At 49.3% G+C, this 16,749-nt stretch carries 15 protein-coding genes; 11 read left to right on the forward strand and 4 right to left on the reverse strand.

Annotated elements, in window-relative coordinates; all coding sequences use genetic code 11:
- From priA to spoVM, 11 genes are all read left to right on the forward strand, one after another.
- Positions 1-2,052: primosomal protein N' (gene priA / locus K5677_RS05475; protein ID WP_296725620.1), on the forward strand; the 2,052-nt coding region annotated here is incomplete at its 5' end.
- Positions 2,053-2,070: 18 nt separating this feature from the next.
- Positions 2,071-2,541: a peptide deformylase gene (def, locus tag K5677_RS05480; RefSeq protein WP_296725622.1), complete on the forward strand. Its 471-nt coding sequence runs from the start codon at positions 2,071-2,073 to the stop codon at positions 2,539-2,541.
- Positions 2,538-3,464 (forward strand): methionyl-tRNA formyltransferase, encoded by a 927-nt coding sequence (gene fmt / locus K5677_RS05485; protein WP_296725624.1) that lies wholly within the window; start codon positions 2,538-2,540, stop codon positions 3,462-3,464. The genes def and fmt overlap by 4 nt, the downstream gene beginning before the upstream one ends.
- Positions 3,465-3,476: 12 nt before the next feature.
- A complete protein-coding gene (locus K5677_RS05490) occupies positions 3,477-4,244 on the forward strand; it encodes a zinc metallopeptidase (RefSeq protein WP_296725626.1) in 768 nt (255 codons plus the stop codon).
- A complete protein-coding gene (gene rsmB / locus K5677_RS05495; RefSeq protein ID WP_296725627.1) occupies positions 4,244-5,536 on the forward strand; it encodes a 16S rRNA (cytosine(967)-C(5))-methyltransferase RsmB in 1,293 nt (430 codons plus the stop codon). Before K5677_RS05490 ends, rsmB begins: the two co-directional genes overlap by 1 nt.
- 9 nt (positions 5,537-5,545) lie before the next feature.
- On the forward strand, positions 5,546-6,604 hold the full coding sequence (gene rlmN, locus K5677_RS05500) for a 23S rRNA (adenine(2503)-C(2))-methyltransferase RlmN (RefSeq protein ID WP_296725629.1): 1,059 nt from the start codon (positions 5,546-5,548) through the stop codon (positions 6,602-6,604).
- Positions 6,601-7,326 carry a Stp1/IreP family PP2C-type Ser/Thr phosphatase gene (locus K5677_RS05505; RefSeq protein WP_296725637.1) on the forward strand — a complete coding sequence of 242 codons (726 nt, stop codon included), beginning with the start codon at positions 6,601-6,603 and terminating at the stop codon, positions 7,324-7,326. Before rlmN ends, K5677_RS05505 begins: the two co-directional genes overlap by 4 nt.
- A gap of 16 nt (positions 7,327-7,342) precedes the next feature.
- Positions 7,343-9,694, forward strand: a complete 2,352-nt coding sequence (gene pknB / locus K5677_RS05510; protein WP_296725638.1) for a Stk1 family PASTA domain-containing Ser/Thr kinase — start codon at positions 7,343-7,345, stop codon at positions 9,692-9,694.
- Positions 9,694-10,572 (forward strand): ribosome small subunit-dependent GTPase A, encoded by an 879-nt coding sequence (gene rsgA, locus K5677_RS05515; RefSeq protein ID WP_296725640.1) that lies wholly within the window; start codon positions 9,694-9,696, stop codon positions 10,570-10,572. Before pknB ends, rsgA begins: the two co-directional genes overlap by 1 nt.
- On the forward strand, positions 10,569-11,219 hold the full coding sequence (locus tag K5677_RS05520) for a thiamine diphosphokinase (RefSeq protein ID WP_296725642.1): 651 nt from the start codon (positions 10,569-10,571) through the stop codon (positions 11,217-11,219). Before rsgA ends, K5677_RS05520 begins: the two co-directional genes overlap by 4 nt.
- A gap of 129 nt (positions 11,220-11,348) precedes the next feature.
- Positions 11,349-11,423, forward strand: coding sequence for a stage V sporulation protein SpoVM (gene spoVM / locus K5677_RS14445; protein WP_366208667.1), 75 nt, complete (start codon positions 11,349-11,351; stop codon positions 11,421-11,423).
- 34 nt (positions 11,424-11,457) lie between these two features.
- On the opposite strand, the gene K5677_RS05525 is transcribed toward spoVM, so the two are convergent.
- From K5677_RS05525 to K5677_RS05540, 4 genes are all read right to left on the reverse strand, one after another.
- Positions 11,458-12,654, reverse strand: a complete 1,197-nt coding sequence (locus K5677_RS05525) for an ABC transporter permease (protein ID WP_296725643.1) — start codon at positions 12,652-12,654, stop codon at positions 11,458-11,460.
- On the reverse strand, positions 12,644-13,828 hold the full coding sequence (locus K5677_RS05530; protein ID WP_296725646.1) for a transglutaminase domain-containing protein: 1,185 nt from the start codon (positions 13,826-13,828) through the stop codon (positions 12,644-12,646). Before K5677_RS05530 ends, K5677_RS05525 begins: the two co-directional genes overlap by 11 nt.
- Before the next feature lie 68 nt (positions 13,829-13,896).
- Positions 13,897-15,174 (reverse strand): adenylosuccinate synthase, encoded by a 1,278-nt coding sequence (locus tag K5677_RS05535; protein WP_296725648.1) that lies wholly within the window; start codon positions 15,172-15,174, stop codon positions 13,897-13,899.
- Positions 15,175-15,365: 191 nt separating this feature from the next.
- Positions 15,366-16,745, reverse strand: coding sequence for a diguanylate cyclase (locus K5677_RS05540; protein ID WP_296725650.1), 1,380 nt, complete (start codon positions 16,743-16,745; stop codon positions 15,366-15,368).
- Between the last annotated feature and the right edge of the window lie 4 nt (positions 16,746-16,749).

The raw sequence follows: 16,749 nt of genomic DNA on the forward strand, positions 1-16,749 counted from the left end.
GAGCTTCTTGACGCTCTTGCTTGTGCGGAGGACAATAAGGAGCTTAATTCGCTTATTGAGGAGCATATCATCGAAAACGGCAGAAGGCTCCCTGACGAGCTTTGCGACGCAGGTGCCCTTGACTCTGACAATGTGTTCAGACAGGCGGTAGGCGACGCGGCTGTAAGAATGGTGCGGCTTTCCGATAAGTATATGAGCGCTCCCGAAAGCTTTGACCTTACGCCCAAGCAGAAGCAGGTAGCGGAATTTCTCAGCGAGTATGGTTCTGCGACAGTCCGTGAGGCTGCGTATATGTGCGGCGTTACGGAATCCGTTGTGAAGCGGCTCTGCGCAAACGGCGCGGCAGAGGAATACGAAGCAGAGGTGCTGAGACGAGTTGAGGGCGACGCGGAGGAAAAGAGAAGTCCCGAGGATATAGCTCTTTCTCCCGAGCAGCAGAGTGCCCATGACGCAGTCTTTGCACAGCTTTATGAGCATAAGCCTGCGGTATTTCTTCTTCACGGCGTTACGGGAAGCGGCAAGACCTCAGTCTTTGAAAAGCTCATAGACGATACGGTGAAAATGGGACGGCAGGCAATGCTGCTCATTCCCGAAATAGGTCTTACTCCGCAGATACTGAAGCGCTTTCGCTCACTGTTCGGCGAAAGAGTAGCCGTTATCCACAGCGGTCTCTCTCTCGGTCAGAGGCTTGACGAGTACAAGCGCATAAAGCGGGGCGACGCGGACATCGTAATAGGTACGCGAAGTGCTGTATTTGCTCCGCTGAGTAATATCGGCATTATAATAATCGACGAGGAGGGTGAGCGCTCCTACAAATCGGACAGCTCCCCAAGATATACCACGCATGATATTGCCAAGCAGCGCTGTGCTCAGCATAGCTCAGTGCTTCTGCTGGCTTCGGCAACTCCTTCTATCGAGAGCTATTACCTTGCTGAAAGGGGCGCATACCGTCTTCTCGAAATGAAGGAAAGGTACGGCAATGCACCGCTGCCGGAGGTGAGTATCATAGATATGAACCTTGAGCGCGAGGAGGGCAACCGCACGGAATTCAGCCGCAAATTAGCTGAGGAGATAAGCCTTAACCTAAAAAACGGCGAGCAGTCTATACTGCTGCTCAACAGGCGCGGCTATCACACCATTATAAGCTGCTGCGACTGCTATCAGCCTGTGTACTGCCCGAATTGCTCTGTACCGCTGACATACCACAAGAAAAACGACAAGCTGATGTGCCACTACTGCGGCTACGTCAGTCCGCCTATAGATACCTGCCCGAGCTGCGGCTCGAAGCACCTTAAAAATATGGGCTTCGGCACACAGAAGCTTGAGGAGGAGCTGTCCACGTTCTTTCCGTCGGCAAGGATACTCAGAATGGACGCTGATACCACTTTTTCGCGGTATTCCTACGAGAAGAGCTTCACGGACTTCCGCGACGGCAAATACGACATAATGATAGGCACTCAGATGATAGGCAAGGGACTGGATTTCCCCAATGTTACGCTGGTGGGAGTCCTTTCTGTCGACAAGGCTCTGTATGCGGGAGATTTCCGAAGCTATGAGCGCACCTTTTCCCTTATCACTCAGGTAGTCGGACGAGGGGGACGCGGTGAGCGCCGCGGACGCGCCATACTACAGACCTTTATCCCAGAGCACTATATCATGAACCTTGCAGCCGCTCAGGATTACAAGGGCTTTTACAATGAGGAGATAGCTATCCGCCGTGCGATGATATTTCCGCCCCTGTGTGATATGTGCATTTTCTGCTTTTCGGGAAATGAGGACGTATCCGTAAGACTGGGTGCGGAAGCTGTGCTGAGGCTGATGAACGGGAAATTAAAGGAATTGCAGCCTAAAACTCCCGTGAGAGTCCTCGGACCTGTACGCTGCTCATACGGCAGGATAAACGGAAAGTACCGCTACAGGATAATAATGAAATGCAAGAATAATGCCGAAATGCGCGGCTTCATAAGTGAAGTCCTTACGGATTCGGCAAAGCTGAAGGAAATGAAAGGCATAGCCCTTTACGCTGATATGAACGGCGATGTGGGCGTATAATAGAAAAGGATAGATAATATGGCACTTAGAAGGATTTTAACAGATAAGGACGAGATGCTCCATAAGGTTTGCAAGCCCGTGGAGAAGTTTGACGAAAAGCTTGCACAGCTTCTTGACGATATGCACGAGACACTCAACAAGGCTGAGGGCGTAGGTCTTGCGGCACCGCAGATAGGCATATGCCGCAGGATATTCATCATGCACCTTGACGAGAATGACAGCATAGAGGCTATCAACCCTGAGGTAACTAAGAAAGAGGGCAAGCAGAGAGTTCAGGAGGGCTGTCTTTCATGCCCGAATGTATGGGGCTATGTAACAAGACCTATGAGCTGTCACCTCAAGGCTCAGGACCGCAGCGGCAACTGGTTCGAGCGTGATTTCACCGAGCTTGGTGCACAGTGTACCTGTCATGAGAACGACCACCTCGACGGTCATGTTTTCACTGAGATAGTCGAGGAATTCTTCGTACCCGAGGAGACTAAGCAATGAAAATAGTATTTATGGGAACTCCCGAATTTGCCGTACCATGCCTGCGCACTCTTGCAGAGAGCAGCCATGAGACGGCGGCAGTATTCACACAGCCCGACAAGCCAAAGGGCAGAGGGTATAAGCTTATACCTACCCCTGTAAAGGCTGCGGCTGAGGAATACGGGATACCCGTTTATCAGCCCCTTTCACTGAGAAAGGGCGATGACGCAGAGGCGTCTATGAAGATACTCCGCGATATAGTTCCCGACCTCATAGTCGTAACGGCATATGGTCAGATACTCCCGAAGGAGATACTGGAGCTGCCCAAATACGGCTGTATCAATATCCACGCTTCGCTCCTGCCGAAGTACAGGGGAGCAGCTCCCATAAACTGGGTGCTTCTGAACGGCGAAAAGGAGACTGGTGTCACTTCTATGCAGATGAGCGAGGGACTTGACACAGGAGATATGCTCATAAAGAGAGCAACCAAAATAGGCGAAAACGAGACCTATGAGGAGCTCTATGCAAGACTTTCCGCAATGGGCGGAGAGGTCCTTGCAGAGACAATAGACGCTGTTGAAAAGGGTGCATTGAAGCCCGAGGTGCAGGACGACAGCCTCAGCTGTTATTCTCCTATGATACGCAAGGAGATGAGCGCACTGGACTTCAATAAGTCTGCCGCCGAGGTACACAATACCATACGCGGTGTTACGGGATTTACTATGCTGGAGGGCAAGCGCCTGAAGGTGTTTAAGTCTGAGATAGCTCAGGGCAGCTTTGACGGCGCAGAAAACGGTGCTGTAGTCGATACGGCAAGCTTTGCGGTGAAGTGCGGCGACGGAGCCGTTATCTTCCGCGAGGTTCAGCCCGAGGGCAAAAAACGCATGAAAACAGAGGACTTTCTCAGAGGAAAGAAGCTCGTAAAGGGCGAGATCCTCGGATAAGGAGGAATAATTATGTATATCATGAATATGTTTATGGTGCTTGCAAGATATTACCACTACTATGGAGGCAGCTACGGTACACGTTCTGCAAGCGACCATATCGGCATCTATATCGTGCTTTATCTTGCGATACTTATATTACCGCTCTTAGCACAGATAAATGTAAGCTCAACATTCAATAAGTACAGCAGGATAGCAAATTCAAGAGGTCTTACCGCAGATCAGGTGGCAAGAATGATACTTGACGCAAACGGACTTCAGTATGTTGAGATCCAGCACATAAAGGGCAAGCTCAGCGACCACTTTGACCCAAAGGCAAACGTTGTAAGACTTTCCGATTCAACCTTCGGACAGCGTTCGGTAGCAGCTATCGGCGTTGCGGCTCACGAGTGCGGTCATGCCGTTCAGCATGCTGAGAGCTATGCTCCTATAGTTATCAGATCAAAGCTTGTACCTGTTACCAATATCTGCTCACATCTCTGGTATTTAGTGCTTATCGCAGGCATTCTTCTCAGCAGCCTTTCTATCGGAACAGTATTTGTTTATCTCTCTATCGCAATGTTTGCGGCAGTTGTAGTGTTCCAGACTGTTACCCTCCCTGTAGAGTTTGATGCAAGCAGCAGAGCTCTCAAAACTCTTGCAAACGACGGTATTCTTGAACCGAGCGAGGTCCCACACGCAGGCAAGGTCCTCAGGGCAGCTGCTCTCACATATGTTGCAGGACTTCTTGCTTCAATAATGCAGCTGATAAGACTTCTCCTTTCAGTCAGAAGAAGATAATGACAGATCCGCGATACCTTGCCGTAAAGCTTCTCGATAAGACATTTTCGGGAGGAAGCTATTCAAATCTCCAGCTTGACAGTGGTCTGAAGGGCTCAGACCTTGACGACCGCGGCAAAAAGCTCTGCTCCGCATTATATTACGGAGTTATAGAGCGCAGGCTGACTCTCGACCATATCATCGGCGGACTCAGCTCGCGCCCCATAGGGAAGCTTGACGGCATAATACTGAATATACTGCGCTGCGGCATATACCAGATAATGTATATGGACAGCGTTCCCGACAACGCCGCAGTAAACGAGAGCGTGGCGCTCGCAAAGAAATTCCGCAAGACCAGCGCTTCGGGCATGGTAAATGCGGTGCTGAGGAATTTTATACGCGGCGGCAGGGAGCTGAAGCTCCCCAAAGACAGCGAAAAAGCCATGTCCGTGAAGTATTCCGCGCCTGCGGAGCTGGTCAAGAGCCTCACCGAGGACTACGGCAGGGAGGCGGCGGAGAGATTTCTTGCGGCTTCTCTTGAAAAAAATGTCACATATCTTCGTCTCAATCCGATCAGGTGTACGGAGGAAGAATTGCTTTCTGCACTGGGCAGTATCAAAGCTGAAAAGCTCATGGATAACTGCTTTATTGTGGAAAGCGGTGATGTTACGGCGACGGAGGCATTCAAAAAGGGCTGGTTCCACGTTCAGGGGCTTGCCTCACAGCTGTGCTGCATGAGCCTTGCACCCACAGAGCAGGACAGAGTTCTTGATATATGCGCAGCTCCCGGCGGAAAGACCTTTACTATGGCTGAGCTCATGGGCGGCAGGGGCGAGATATACGCCTTTGACCTTCACGAAAAACGCGCAGAGCTTATCCGCAAAGGTGCAGAGAGACTTGGTCTCACCAATATAAAGGCGGCGGCAGGGGACGCCACGAAGTTCAACCCCGAACTGCCGAAATTCACGAAGATACTCTGTGATGTCCCGTGTTCGGGATTGGGAGTCATCGGCAGCAAGCCTGAGATAAAGTACAAGAATATCCAGGATTTTGCAGGACTCCCCGATATACAATACAAAATAGTGTGCAATGCGCTGAATTACCTTGAATCTGGCGGTACTCTGGTATATTCCACCTGTACGGTGAGAAAAGCCGAGAACGAAGCGGTATGCGAGAGGCTTCTCCGCGAACACCCCGAGGTCGAGGCTGTAGAGCTGCCGCAGCTCATGGGAGAGAAATTCGGCACAATGGCTACACTTATGCCGCCAAAATTCGGAAGCGGATTCTTTATTGCAAAATTCAGAAAAAAGTAAGGTGATAAATTGGAAAAAGTAGATATTCTAAGTCTTGATCTGGACGAACTTACTGAGGCTCTCACCGCTCTCGGAGAGAAGAAATTCCGCGCAAAGCAGATATTTCAGTGGCTTCATGTAAAAAGAGTCCTTGATTTCGACAAAATGTCTGATATATCTATCCAATTGCGCAGTACTTTAAAAGAAAAATTTTGTATAAATGGCCTATTTATGCAAAAAAAGCTTGAATCTGCTATAGATAATACGGTAAAATATCTTTATAGGCTTTCTGACGGCAATTTTGTGGAGACCGTTCTGATGGAGTACAGCTACGGTTACAGTATCTGTGTGTCCACTCAGGTGGGGTGCAAAATGGGCTGTCGCTTTTGTGCGTCTGCTATTGCAGGCTACGTGAGAAGCCTTTCTCCCTCAGAGATACTCATGCAGATATATGAGTCTGAGAGGGACTCGGGCAAAAAGGTCTCAGGGGTGGTGCTCATGGGCATCGGTGAACCCCTTGACAATTTCGATAACGTTATGAAGTTCCTCGCGCTGCTCTCCCATAAGGACGGCAACGATATGAGCCTTCGTCACGTATCGCTTTCTACCTGCGGCATCGTGCCGCGTATCTATGAGCTGGCTGACAAGAAGCTCCAGCTCACTCTGTCGGTCTCGCTCCACTGCGCAGACAACGAGGGCAGAAGCGAGATAATGCCCGTAAATAAAAAATACGAGCTGTCAAGTCTTATGGAGGCTTGCAGATACTACATCGAAAAAACGGGACGCCGCGTAACCTTTGAGTACGCAGTCATCGACGATGTGAATAATTCCGCGGCGGACGCCGATAAGCTGGCTAAGCTGCTGCGGGGCATGAACTGCCATGTGAACCTTATTCCCGTTAATAAGGTCAGGGAACGAAATTATCGTACAGCCCGCTCAGGCGTTGCGGAATTTGCAAAGCAGCTGGGCAGGCGGGGGATAAATGCTACCGTGAGAAGAACTCTCGGCAGCGATATAGAAGCGGCGTGCGGACAGCTAAGACGTGACGCTGCTGAGCAAAGTCAACAGAATGGGGGTGCGGATACTTGAGGTTTCGCTACGGCACGGATATAGGTCTGAAGCGTGAGGAAAACCAGGACGCGGTCAGATGCGAATACTTCGGCCATAATGTGCTCGCCGTCGTGTGCGACGGTATGGGCGGCGAACGAGCTGGAAAAGAAGCCAGCGAGCTCGCAATAGAAGAATTCTTCCAGCGTTTTTCGGCGGATTATAAGGAGAGCCTCAGTGATGAGGATATCCGCAAGCTCCTTATATCATCGATATCGGCGGCAAACTCCGTGATATATACACGGGCAAGGTTCGATTTCAAGAACTTCGGCATGGGTACCACCTGTGTAGCTGCCTTTGTCACCAAGAAAACAGCCTTCATAGCCAATGTCGGCGACAGCAGAGCCTATCTCATCACCGACACAGGTCTCGTCAGGATAACCACTGATCATAATGTAGCCGCTGTGCTGTTTGAGCAGGGCAAGATCACAGAGGAGGAAATGGAGGTACACCCTCAGAAGCATATGCTCGTAAGAGCAGTCGGCGTGGATAAAACAGTGCTCACCGATACATTCATGCTGGACTATGAGGATAAGATCAGTCTGCTGCTGTGCTCGGACGGCCTTTCGGGATATTGCAGTGATGATGAAATATACGACGTTATACTAAACTCAGATTTTGATGACGCCGCAGATCAACTTATAAAATTAGCGCTCACCAAGGGCGGCCGCGACAATGTAACCGTTGCGGTAATTTCTGACTAACGCAGGAGGAAAGGAAATGGACAAGAATATTGGCAAGAAGCTCGACGGAAGATATGAGATAACCGAGCTCATCGGCGTCGGAGGCATGGCTGAGGTCTACAAGGGTGTCGATGTTATCGACAACAAAACAGTTGCCATTAAGATACTCAAAAAGGAATTTGCAGAGAATGAGGAATTTCTCCGCCGCTTCCGCAATGAGTCAAAGGCTATCGCAGTTCTTTCACATCCGAATATCGTAAAGATATACGATGTGGGCTTCTCCGAGAAGATACAGTACATCGTTATGGAGTACATCGACGGTATCACTCTCAAGGAGTACATCGAGGAGGAAAAGGTCCTCACATGGAAGGATACGGTTCACTTCGTTATACAGATACTTCGTGCTCTCCAGCATGCTCATGACAAGGGCATCGTTCACCGCGATATCAAGCCCCAGAACATCATGATGTTCACTGACGGCACTATCAAGGTCATGGATTTCGGCATTGCAAAGTTTGCCCGTGAGGAGGGAAAGACAGCTACCGATCAGGCTATCGGAAGCGTTCACTATATCAGCCCCGAGCAGGCAAGCGGCAGCGTTACCGACGCAAAGAGCGATATTTACTCTGTGGGCGCTATGATGTACGAAATGCTCACAGGCAGAAAGCCATTTGACAGCGATAACCCCGTTGCTATCGCAGTTATGCATATGCACGATATTCCCGAGCGCCCAAGAGCTATCAATCCATCTATCCCCGACGGTCTTGAGGAGATAGTTCTCAGAGCTATGGAAAAGGCTCCCGAGGACAGATACCAGACAACTGCCGAGATGATAAGCGATATTGAAGCCTTCAAGGCTGATCCTCATATCTCCTTCGGCTATTATACAGAGGAGACCGACGAGCCCGAGGAGATACTTGACAGCTCAACAGGCACAGAGGTCGAGTCCGAAAGTCGTCAGGAGGTAGCCAATGCTTATGCAGCAAAGGCTCCTGCAATGGCAGCAGCTTCGGCAGGAAACGGTTCGGGCTATTCATCGGGCGGCTCTGTATCGCAGAGATACAACGACGCCTATACAGATAATTACGACGAATATGACGACGACGAGGACGATGACGACGAGGAGGAGGAAGAGCGTTCCTCACTGGTGGTCCCCGTTCTTACGGCTGTAGTCGTAGTTGTTATCATAGTTGCTGTTATATTCGTGGCAACTATGCTCAGCGGACTTCTCAGAAACAGCGCTAATAAAAACGGCAAGACCATGCCCGATCTCGTAGGCTGGGATTACAACCAGGCTTATGCAGCCTACAGCAGCGATATCAAGTTTGAGATCGACGGACAGGAATACAACGAAGCCGATGAGGGAACTATCATCAGTCAGAGCATCGAAAAGGGTGCTGTATTCAGCAAGGGCGATGTCTGCAAGGTAGTTATCAGTAAGGGTATGGAGACCGTTGAGGTACCTCATGTACGAAATGTAAACCTTGAGCTTGTAAAGACTCAGCTCAAGGAACGCGGACTTCAGTTCACGGTACAAAAGACCTCTGACGCTGAAATCAAGCCTGACTACGTTATCAAGTCCGAGCCTGAGGAGGGCACTATGGTCCACAAGGGCACATCAGTCGTACTCTATGTCAGCATGGGCGCTAACGCAGAGCAGGTAACTATGGACGAATATGTGGGCAAGACCGCAGAGGATGCTGCTATTCTTGCAGGCTATAAGAACCTCAAGGTAAAGACAGAGCCTACACCTTCCTACGAGAAGGAGGGCATCGTAGTAGATCAGGAGCCTAAGAAGGGCACAAAGATCGAAGCTGGTTCAGAGATCACTCTCTTTGTCAGCGACGGTACTATCCCTAACGGCAAGGTAGACATTAATCTCAGCTTCCCGGGTGAGGCTTCAGGACGTTTCAGCGTAGACTTTATCCTCACAGATGAGAAGAACAAGACAAAGGCTGAATCGACAGGTACTATCATCTGTCCTGAAATGGCTGGCTACTCACTTACTATCGAAGGCTCAGGACAGAGCGTAAGAGCTACAGCTATCCTTACAAACCTTACAACAGGCGCTAAGGCTAATTACGGAACCTATACCTTCAACTTCGCTAAGGGCACATATACCACAGACAGCGAGAACGCATGGGGCGCATTTGAGCAGGTAGGCGCATTCAAGAAGGAAGAACCTTCAACAGAGCCTCCTACACAGGCACCTACTCCTACAGAGCCTCCTACACAGGCTGGCAGAGATCCTTCTATCGTAGAGGGCAACACCTACTACGGCAAGTACAACAACGAAGGTCAGTGGGAGTGGTACGGACACTTTGATGATAACGATCATTGGGTTTGGGAAGGCTACTGGAACGGCGATAGCGAGTTTGTTCACTATTGATGAGTAAAAACGTTGTAAGCGGAATAATCATAAAATGCTTAGGGGGACTCTACAGTGTAGAGTCCCCTGACGGTATATATGAGTGCAAGGCAAGAGGAGTTTTCCGCAACAGGGGGATAAGTCCCTGCGTGGGGGACCGCGTTGACGTTGAGGATGGCGTCATCACGGAGATAGCTCCGCGAAAAAACTGTATCATAAGACCTCCCCTTGCAAATCTCGACCAGCTCATATTCATAGTGTCCACCTGCGAGCCTGCACCGAATTACCTTATTCTGGACAAGTTTATAGCCATTGCGGAGTACAAGGGCATAACCCCCGTAATGGTCATAACCAAGACAGACCTGGGGGACAGCCGTCCTATACACGAGATATACGGCAGTATCGGCATTGATGTGGCTGAGGTCAGCTACGGCGACGAGGCTTCCATTGAGAGAGTACGTGAGCTGCTCAGCGGCAGGATAAGTGCCTTTACAGGCAACTCGGGCGCAGGAAAGTCTACTCTGCTCAATGCCGTTGACCCTACTTTGAATATAGCCACAGGCGAGATAAGCCGAAAGCTTGGCAGAGGCAGACATACCACCCGTCACGCAGAGTTCTACAAGCTCAGCGGCGGCGGTTATATTGCCGACACTCCCGGATTTTCCACCTTTGAGACCAATCGCTATGACATTATCCGCAAGGAGGAGCTGGCGGCCTGCTTCCGCGAGTTTGACGGACTTACGGACAAGTGCCGCTTCAGAGACTGTGCTCATCTTTGCGAAAAGGGCTGTGCAGTGGTCGAGGCAGTGGAAAAGGGAGATATTTCCCGAAGCAGACACGAAAGCTATAAGACGATGTACGAAGAAGCAAAGCAGTTAAAGGAGTGGGAGCTCAAATGAAAAAATGTGCGATATTTGCAGGCGGAGATATGCCTGACCTCAGATGCTACAAGCAGTGGTCGTACTGGGAGAAATACAGCTGCTTCATCTGTGCCGACAGCGGCTACAGACACGCTTTGCGGCTGGGCTTGCTTCCCGATGTGATAGTGGGAGATTTTGATTCCTACACCGAGGAGCTGCCTAAGGGCGTTGAGGAGCTGAGAAGCGTTCCCGAGAAGGACGATACGGATACCCTTATGGCTGTAAAAAAGGCTATAGAGCTTGGCTACAGCAACATAGACCTCTACGGAGCTCTTGGCGGAAAGCGCTTTGAGCACAGCTTTGCCAATATACAGGCTATGATATATGCCTTGCAGCAAGGCTGTAACCTTGAAATAAAGGGCGAGAGTCACCTGCTTGTGCAGGAGGCTGATGAGGGAACGGTCACATACGAGAATATGGACTGCGGTGTATATTTCTCAGTCTTTGCGTTGACGGAAAGCGTGGGGATAGAGTACCTCCGCGGCGTAAAGTACCCCTTAGAGGACTACCGCATGGTGCAGTCCTTCCCCATAGGCGTCAGCAATGAGATAGAGGGCGAAAAGGCGTCGCTGCGCATAAAGGACGGACTTGCGCTGGTCATCATAACCCCTAAGATAGTTGTGTAACAAAAAGACCTCCTGCGGAATATAATTACATATGGGCATCTCTAAAAACCTATCTGTTTTTTCCTTGACCAAATAGTTTTTTAGAGATGCCCATATATCCTGCAAAGGAGGGGGTACATATTGAAGATAGTGGTCATCAAGAGCCCGAAATTCATATCGGGGATACTGAGAGCCATATTCGGTATTAAAAAAGAAGAACAGTAACAAAAAGGCGCGACTGGTCGCGCCTTTTTTGCTGTTAATAATCGTCACGTTCACGTCTGTTGAGATTATCGTTTCTGGTAAAATACTTACCCACAGGCTCGCTGCCCGAGAGCATGAAGAATGAAACTACAGTTCCTGCAAGCGCAATAGCATACAGTGCAACTACCAGTCCCATATTGCCCTTGTGCTGTGGTATCATGGGAAGTCCCGGGAATATCTGAACGATACCGAAAAGCAGGAGCACCAGTGAGCACAGGGATTTCAGTCCCTTGATGCCTGCTATGAGTGAAAGTGTACATATGCCAACGATACCTGCAATGTACAGTGAGGAGTTCTTTATTATCTTGCCGAAGCCCTCAAGACCGTTCTTATAGCCAAGACCTAACTGTCCAGAATAGAGCAGATAGAATGCGATAGCAGATATAACGCCTATAACAGCAAGCACGATACATATTTTGAAGCCCTTTTCTGCCTCTCTCTGCCTTGCTTCCTCTTTCAGCTGAAGCATCATGCGCAGACTTTCCTTTGAATCCTTCTGCTCTGATACAAGCTGTGATGATACTGCCTTTTTGGAAGCCTCAGCCTTTACCCTTTCAAGGTCCTCGTCCACGTATTTCGGCTGATACTTAGGGGGCTCAGGCTCGTCATCCAGTACAGGAGCTGTTATAGGAGCCTCAGGCTGTTTTGGTTCTTCCTTTTTCGGAGGAGGTGTGTAATTATCCTCGTCGAGCACAGGAGCTGTTACCTGTGCGGGAGGAGCGACTGCACCAAGCTGAGTTCTTCTCATATCTATTATCTGCTGCTGCTTGTCAGCAGGGAGAGCGTCGAAACGTGCTTTCAGCTCGGGAGTAAGTCCGCCTATGATATCCTCGTCGGAGAGGACCAGCTGCTGGTGAGTATATGGTACAGAGGCATCATCGAGTACGGGAGCGCTTACTCCTGTGGGGGCGCCCTTCTTTTCGCTTGTATAAGGGATATTGTCATCAAGCACAGGTGCGGAAACTCCAGTAGGAGCGCCTTTTTTCTCTGCGGCAGGGTTATATGATGCCATATCGTCCAGAACAGGAGCGCTGACGCCTGTAGGTCCGTCTTTTTTAGCTGTAGGAGCTACATATCCGAAGTCGTCAAGCACGGGAGCGCTTACTCCTGTGGGAGCTTCTTTTTTTGGGGCGTCAGGATTATATTCTATCTCCTCCGGCATGATGCCGCCGAGATTATTTTCATCGTACATTTTTCAACACCTCGTTTTTAATATAAGTATCTATAGAGCCTTTGCCGCCGCATGAGACATAAGCGTAATACGCAAGAACGCAGGAGGCGTCCACGGCGTTTACACGGCCGTCATTATTGACGTCGGCACAGCTGTTCTGCGATACGGTAAGAGCACTTGTACCGCAGGTAGAAACGCGGGAATAGTCGCTGAGGATAGCCGAAGCGTCCACAGCGTTTATGCTGTTGTTTCCGTCGATGTCTCCCTCGCTGCATTTAGGTGAGGGAGCATTTTCGGAAAAGACGGGATATGCATTTCGGAATTCGTCGGAATCATATTCGGGGAAGGTCAGACCGTTGTCATTCTGAGGAATATGCCTCATGTTGAAGGTACTGTCGAAATCGTTGCTCCCCTTGAGAAAATATCGGAAGTTATCGCCCTCTGCACTGAGGTCCCACGTAGGATCGGAGAGGTAATATTTGCCGTCTATCTTTGTTACCAGCCACACATGATAGTTGTCCTCACGGGCTCCGCTCGTGTCATGAGCGATACCTGCTATTATGCGGCAGGGTATGCCCGAATCGTTGCATAGCCTGTATAGCAGCTGAGCTACGCCCTGACATACGGCATGACCGTTTTCCACGGCACTGTAGGCTGTGTAGGCGTATTTATCCGAGATATCCGATGAATAGGTCACATTTGAGGTGACATATCTGTACAGCAGGAGGAACTTGTTATAGTCCGAAAGTCCCTCTGTATTCAGCGAAGCAAGCGCCGTGTCAAGCTTTTGTGTGAGACTTGCTTCTTCTGCGGCTGTAGTGTAGTAATTCAGATGATAGACCAGCCTGTATTCATTATTCTTCCAGTATATCTTGCAGTTAAGCTTTTTTACAGAAAAGCGGAGATAATCTCCCTCTGAGCCGCTGCCTGTTTCATCGAAGGCTTTGAATATCATGAGCTGTCCAACGGTCTCCTTTGAAGCAACAGAAGCGTCGATATTTATCTCAAAATCGGCAGTTCTCTCTTTGATATACTTTCTCATCTGCATAGCGGCGTCGTCAGTAGAGCTGAAAACGCAGCTATGTGATACTTCGGGAACGGATACCTGAGCCGCATAAGCCGTTACAGGCGTGGAAAAAGCGCTAAGTACAGCAATAGCTGTGACAGCAGCCAGTTTTTTTACGGAGAATTTCATGCAAAGCCTCCCTTCGCAGCAGATCATGCTGATAAGCGAACAGCCGCCGAAGCGGCTGACGTTGGTGATTATCTTTCCAGAATCTGAGATCTGTCAGGACCGATACCTACCATGCTTACGTGGCAGCCTACCAGCTCCTCGAGACGAGCGATGTAGCTCTTGCAGTTAGCAGGCAGCTCGTCGAAGCTGCTGCACCTGGATATATCCTCGGTAAAGCCGGGGAATTCTTCATAGATAGGCTCACAGCCCTCAAGCTCCTCCAGTGTGGGCGGGAACTCCTTGATAACGCTGCCGTCGGGCTTCTTGTAAGCCACGCACATTTTGAGAGTATCTATATTAGCGAGAGTATCGAGCTTGTTGATAGCAAGGCTGTCAAGACCGTTTACTCTTACTGAATGACGAACGATAACAGCGTCGAACCAGCCTGTTCTTCTTGGTCTGCCTGTAGTAGTACCGAACTCGCCGCCGACGTTTCTGATCTGATCGCCTGTAGCGTCGTCAAGCTCAGTCGGGAATGGTCCCTTGCCCACACGGGTGGTGTAAGCCTTTGCAACGCCGATGATGTTTGTTATGACCTTAGGACCTACGCCTGTACCAACGCAAACGCCTGCTGACAGTGGGTGCGATGAGGTAACATATGGGTAAGTACCGAAGTCAATATCAAGGAGAGTAGCCTGAGCTCCCTCAAACATGATAGTCTTGCCTGCCTTGTGAGCCTCGAATGTGAGAACGGAAACATCGTCCATGTATGGGAGAAGTCTCTTGCCGTATTCTGTGTACTCCTTAGTAACAGCGTCGAGGTCGAAAGCCTCACCGCCGTATACCTTAGTGATTATCTCGTTTTTGAGCTTGCCTGTGGACTGTATCTTCTCAGCCAGCACCTCAGGGTGAACGAGGTCGTACATACGAATGCCGCAGCGCTCGTATTTATCCATATATGTAGGGCCAATGCCTCTCTTGGTAGTGCCGATGTCCTTGCCGCCGCGGAAAGCCTCGGAAAGACCGTCAAGAGCGATATGCCACGGCATAACGATCTGAGCGCGGGGGTCTACTTTAAGGTGTCCCTGAGTCTTTATGCCTCTTGACTCAAGGCTGTCAAGCTCGCCGATAAAGTCCTTAGGATCAAGAACTACACCTGCGCCGATGAGGTTGAGTGCATTGGGGTAAAGAATACCCGAAGGTACAAGGTGAAGCTTGTATACCTCACCGTTATTTACAACAGTGTGACCTGCGTTGTTGCCGCCCTGTGAGCGTACTACAACGTCTGCGCGGGAAGCAAGGATATCAATGATCTTGCCTTTTCCTTCGTCTCCCCATTGAGTTCCGACTACAATATTTGCAGGCATTTGTTTTCCTCTTTTCATAATATTAAAATTTGTGCCAGAAAAGCATTATCTGCCTAAAAAGCACGGTTACAATCTATTATAACACATGATAACAGAAAATGCAACAGTTAAAATTGCTGAATCTCAGGCATTTTTTGCTGTCAATGTGCAGATGCGGCGCCGAAAGATGACGAAAAAGGCGTGATAGATCATCACGCCTTTTTGTTTCTGTAGTATTCAGCCTTGTCGTTCTGCATATTTTCTCTTGCAGTAATAAGCACCTGACGGTAATTCTCGTGCATATCCTTTTTGTAGACGTTGAATCCCTTTGCGATGCTGAGGCTGTGAGCTATCTTTTTACTTTCGTTGAAGCTGTTTACTTCCTTGTCGAATTCATCGAAATATTCCTCCATATCAAGTGCTGTTTTATCGCGCATGATAGCGATGAATTCGTCGCCTGCAACACGGTAGACATTGTCGTTTCCGAACACATTTTTCAGCAGTCTTGCGGAGTGGAACATCAGCTCGTCACCTGGCTCGAAGCCGTATCGGGCGTTTATGTTTTCAAGACCGTTCAGGTCAAAGAAGCCGACAGAGAAAACAGGCTGTTCATTTTTTATATCCTCGTCAAGCTGTCTGATAGTATTCCTGTATGCTGCCTTGTTCATGGCATTTGTAAGTGCGTCTCTGTACATATTGGAATCCATGTACTTTATGTATTTATTCAGCTTATTGCATACTGAGTGGATATTAGACGTTATTTCTTCGTATTCATCATTATAGGACTGCTTATTCTCCTCGCCGTTTGCAAGTGTTTTCAGCAAATCTCTTTCGCTGTTAGGAAGAAAATCCAGCTTCTTTATGGCAGACTGAGTCATAGAGTCGCTGATCCTCTGTGTAGTATAATCAAGCTGTTCTATTTCCTTCAGGGTTGCTTTGAGGTGCTTGCGGTACTGGGACATGATCACGAATGAGACTGCGATACCTACAATAAGAGACGCAATAAGGATAATGACAGATATAAGCTTATGATTATTGAGCTTTCCGTTGTACCATTCGGCGTTAAAGTCAACGCCGACAATTCCTGAGACCTTGCCGTCGGAATCAAAAACTGGGCTGTATGCGGAATAGAATCTGCCCCATGCATCGGAATATGCCTTTTTGTCAACAGCGGCAATGCCGTTTGCAGCGCTTCTGAGAGCCTCTGTGGAAACGATAGGCGAGCCGAATTCTCCGGGGTCTTCAACGGCAGGGTCTATTGTGAAGGTAAATGAGCCGTCGGCTTCAGCTCGTATGCCATAGATGTAGTCAAGATTTATATTATCCTGAAAGGCGCGGAGAGTTTCGAGAGCTCTGGTGTAGGGCTCTGTACCCTCGTCCTCCTTTTGCAGGTACTTTAACTCATCGCCGTTCAGCATATAAGCTGCGGTATTTGAGATGTCGAGCATACGCTGATCTATCTGCTCGCGCAGATCCTTCTTAGCCAGTAAGGAAAGCGTCAGAGCCATAAGTATATTTGTGATCAGCAGTAAAGAGAGCGCTATTATGAAATTGCGCTTACGTGCTCTTATTTGGGTCTCGTGTTTACTCATATAG

The organism is Ruminococcus sp. (assembly GCF_024684275.1).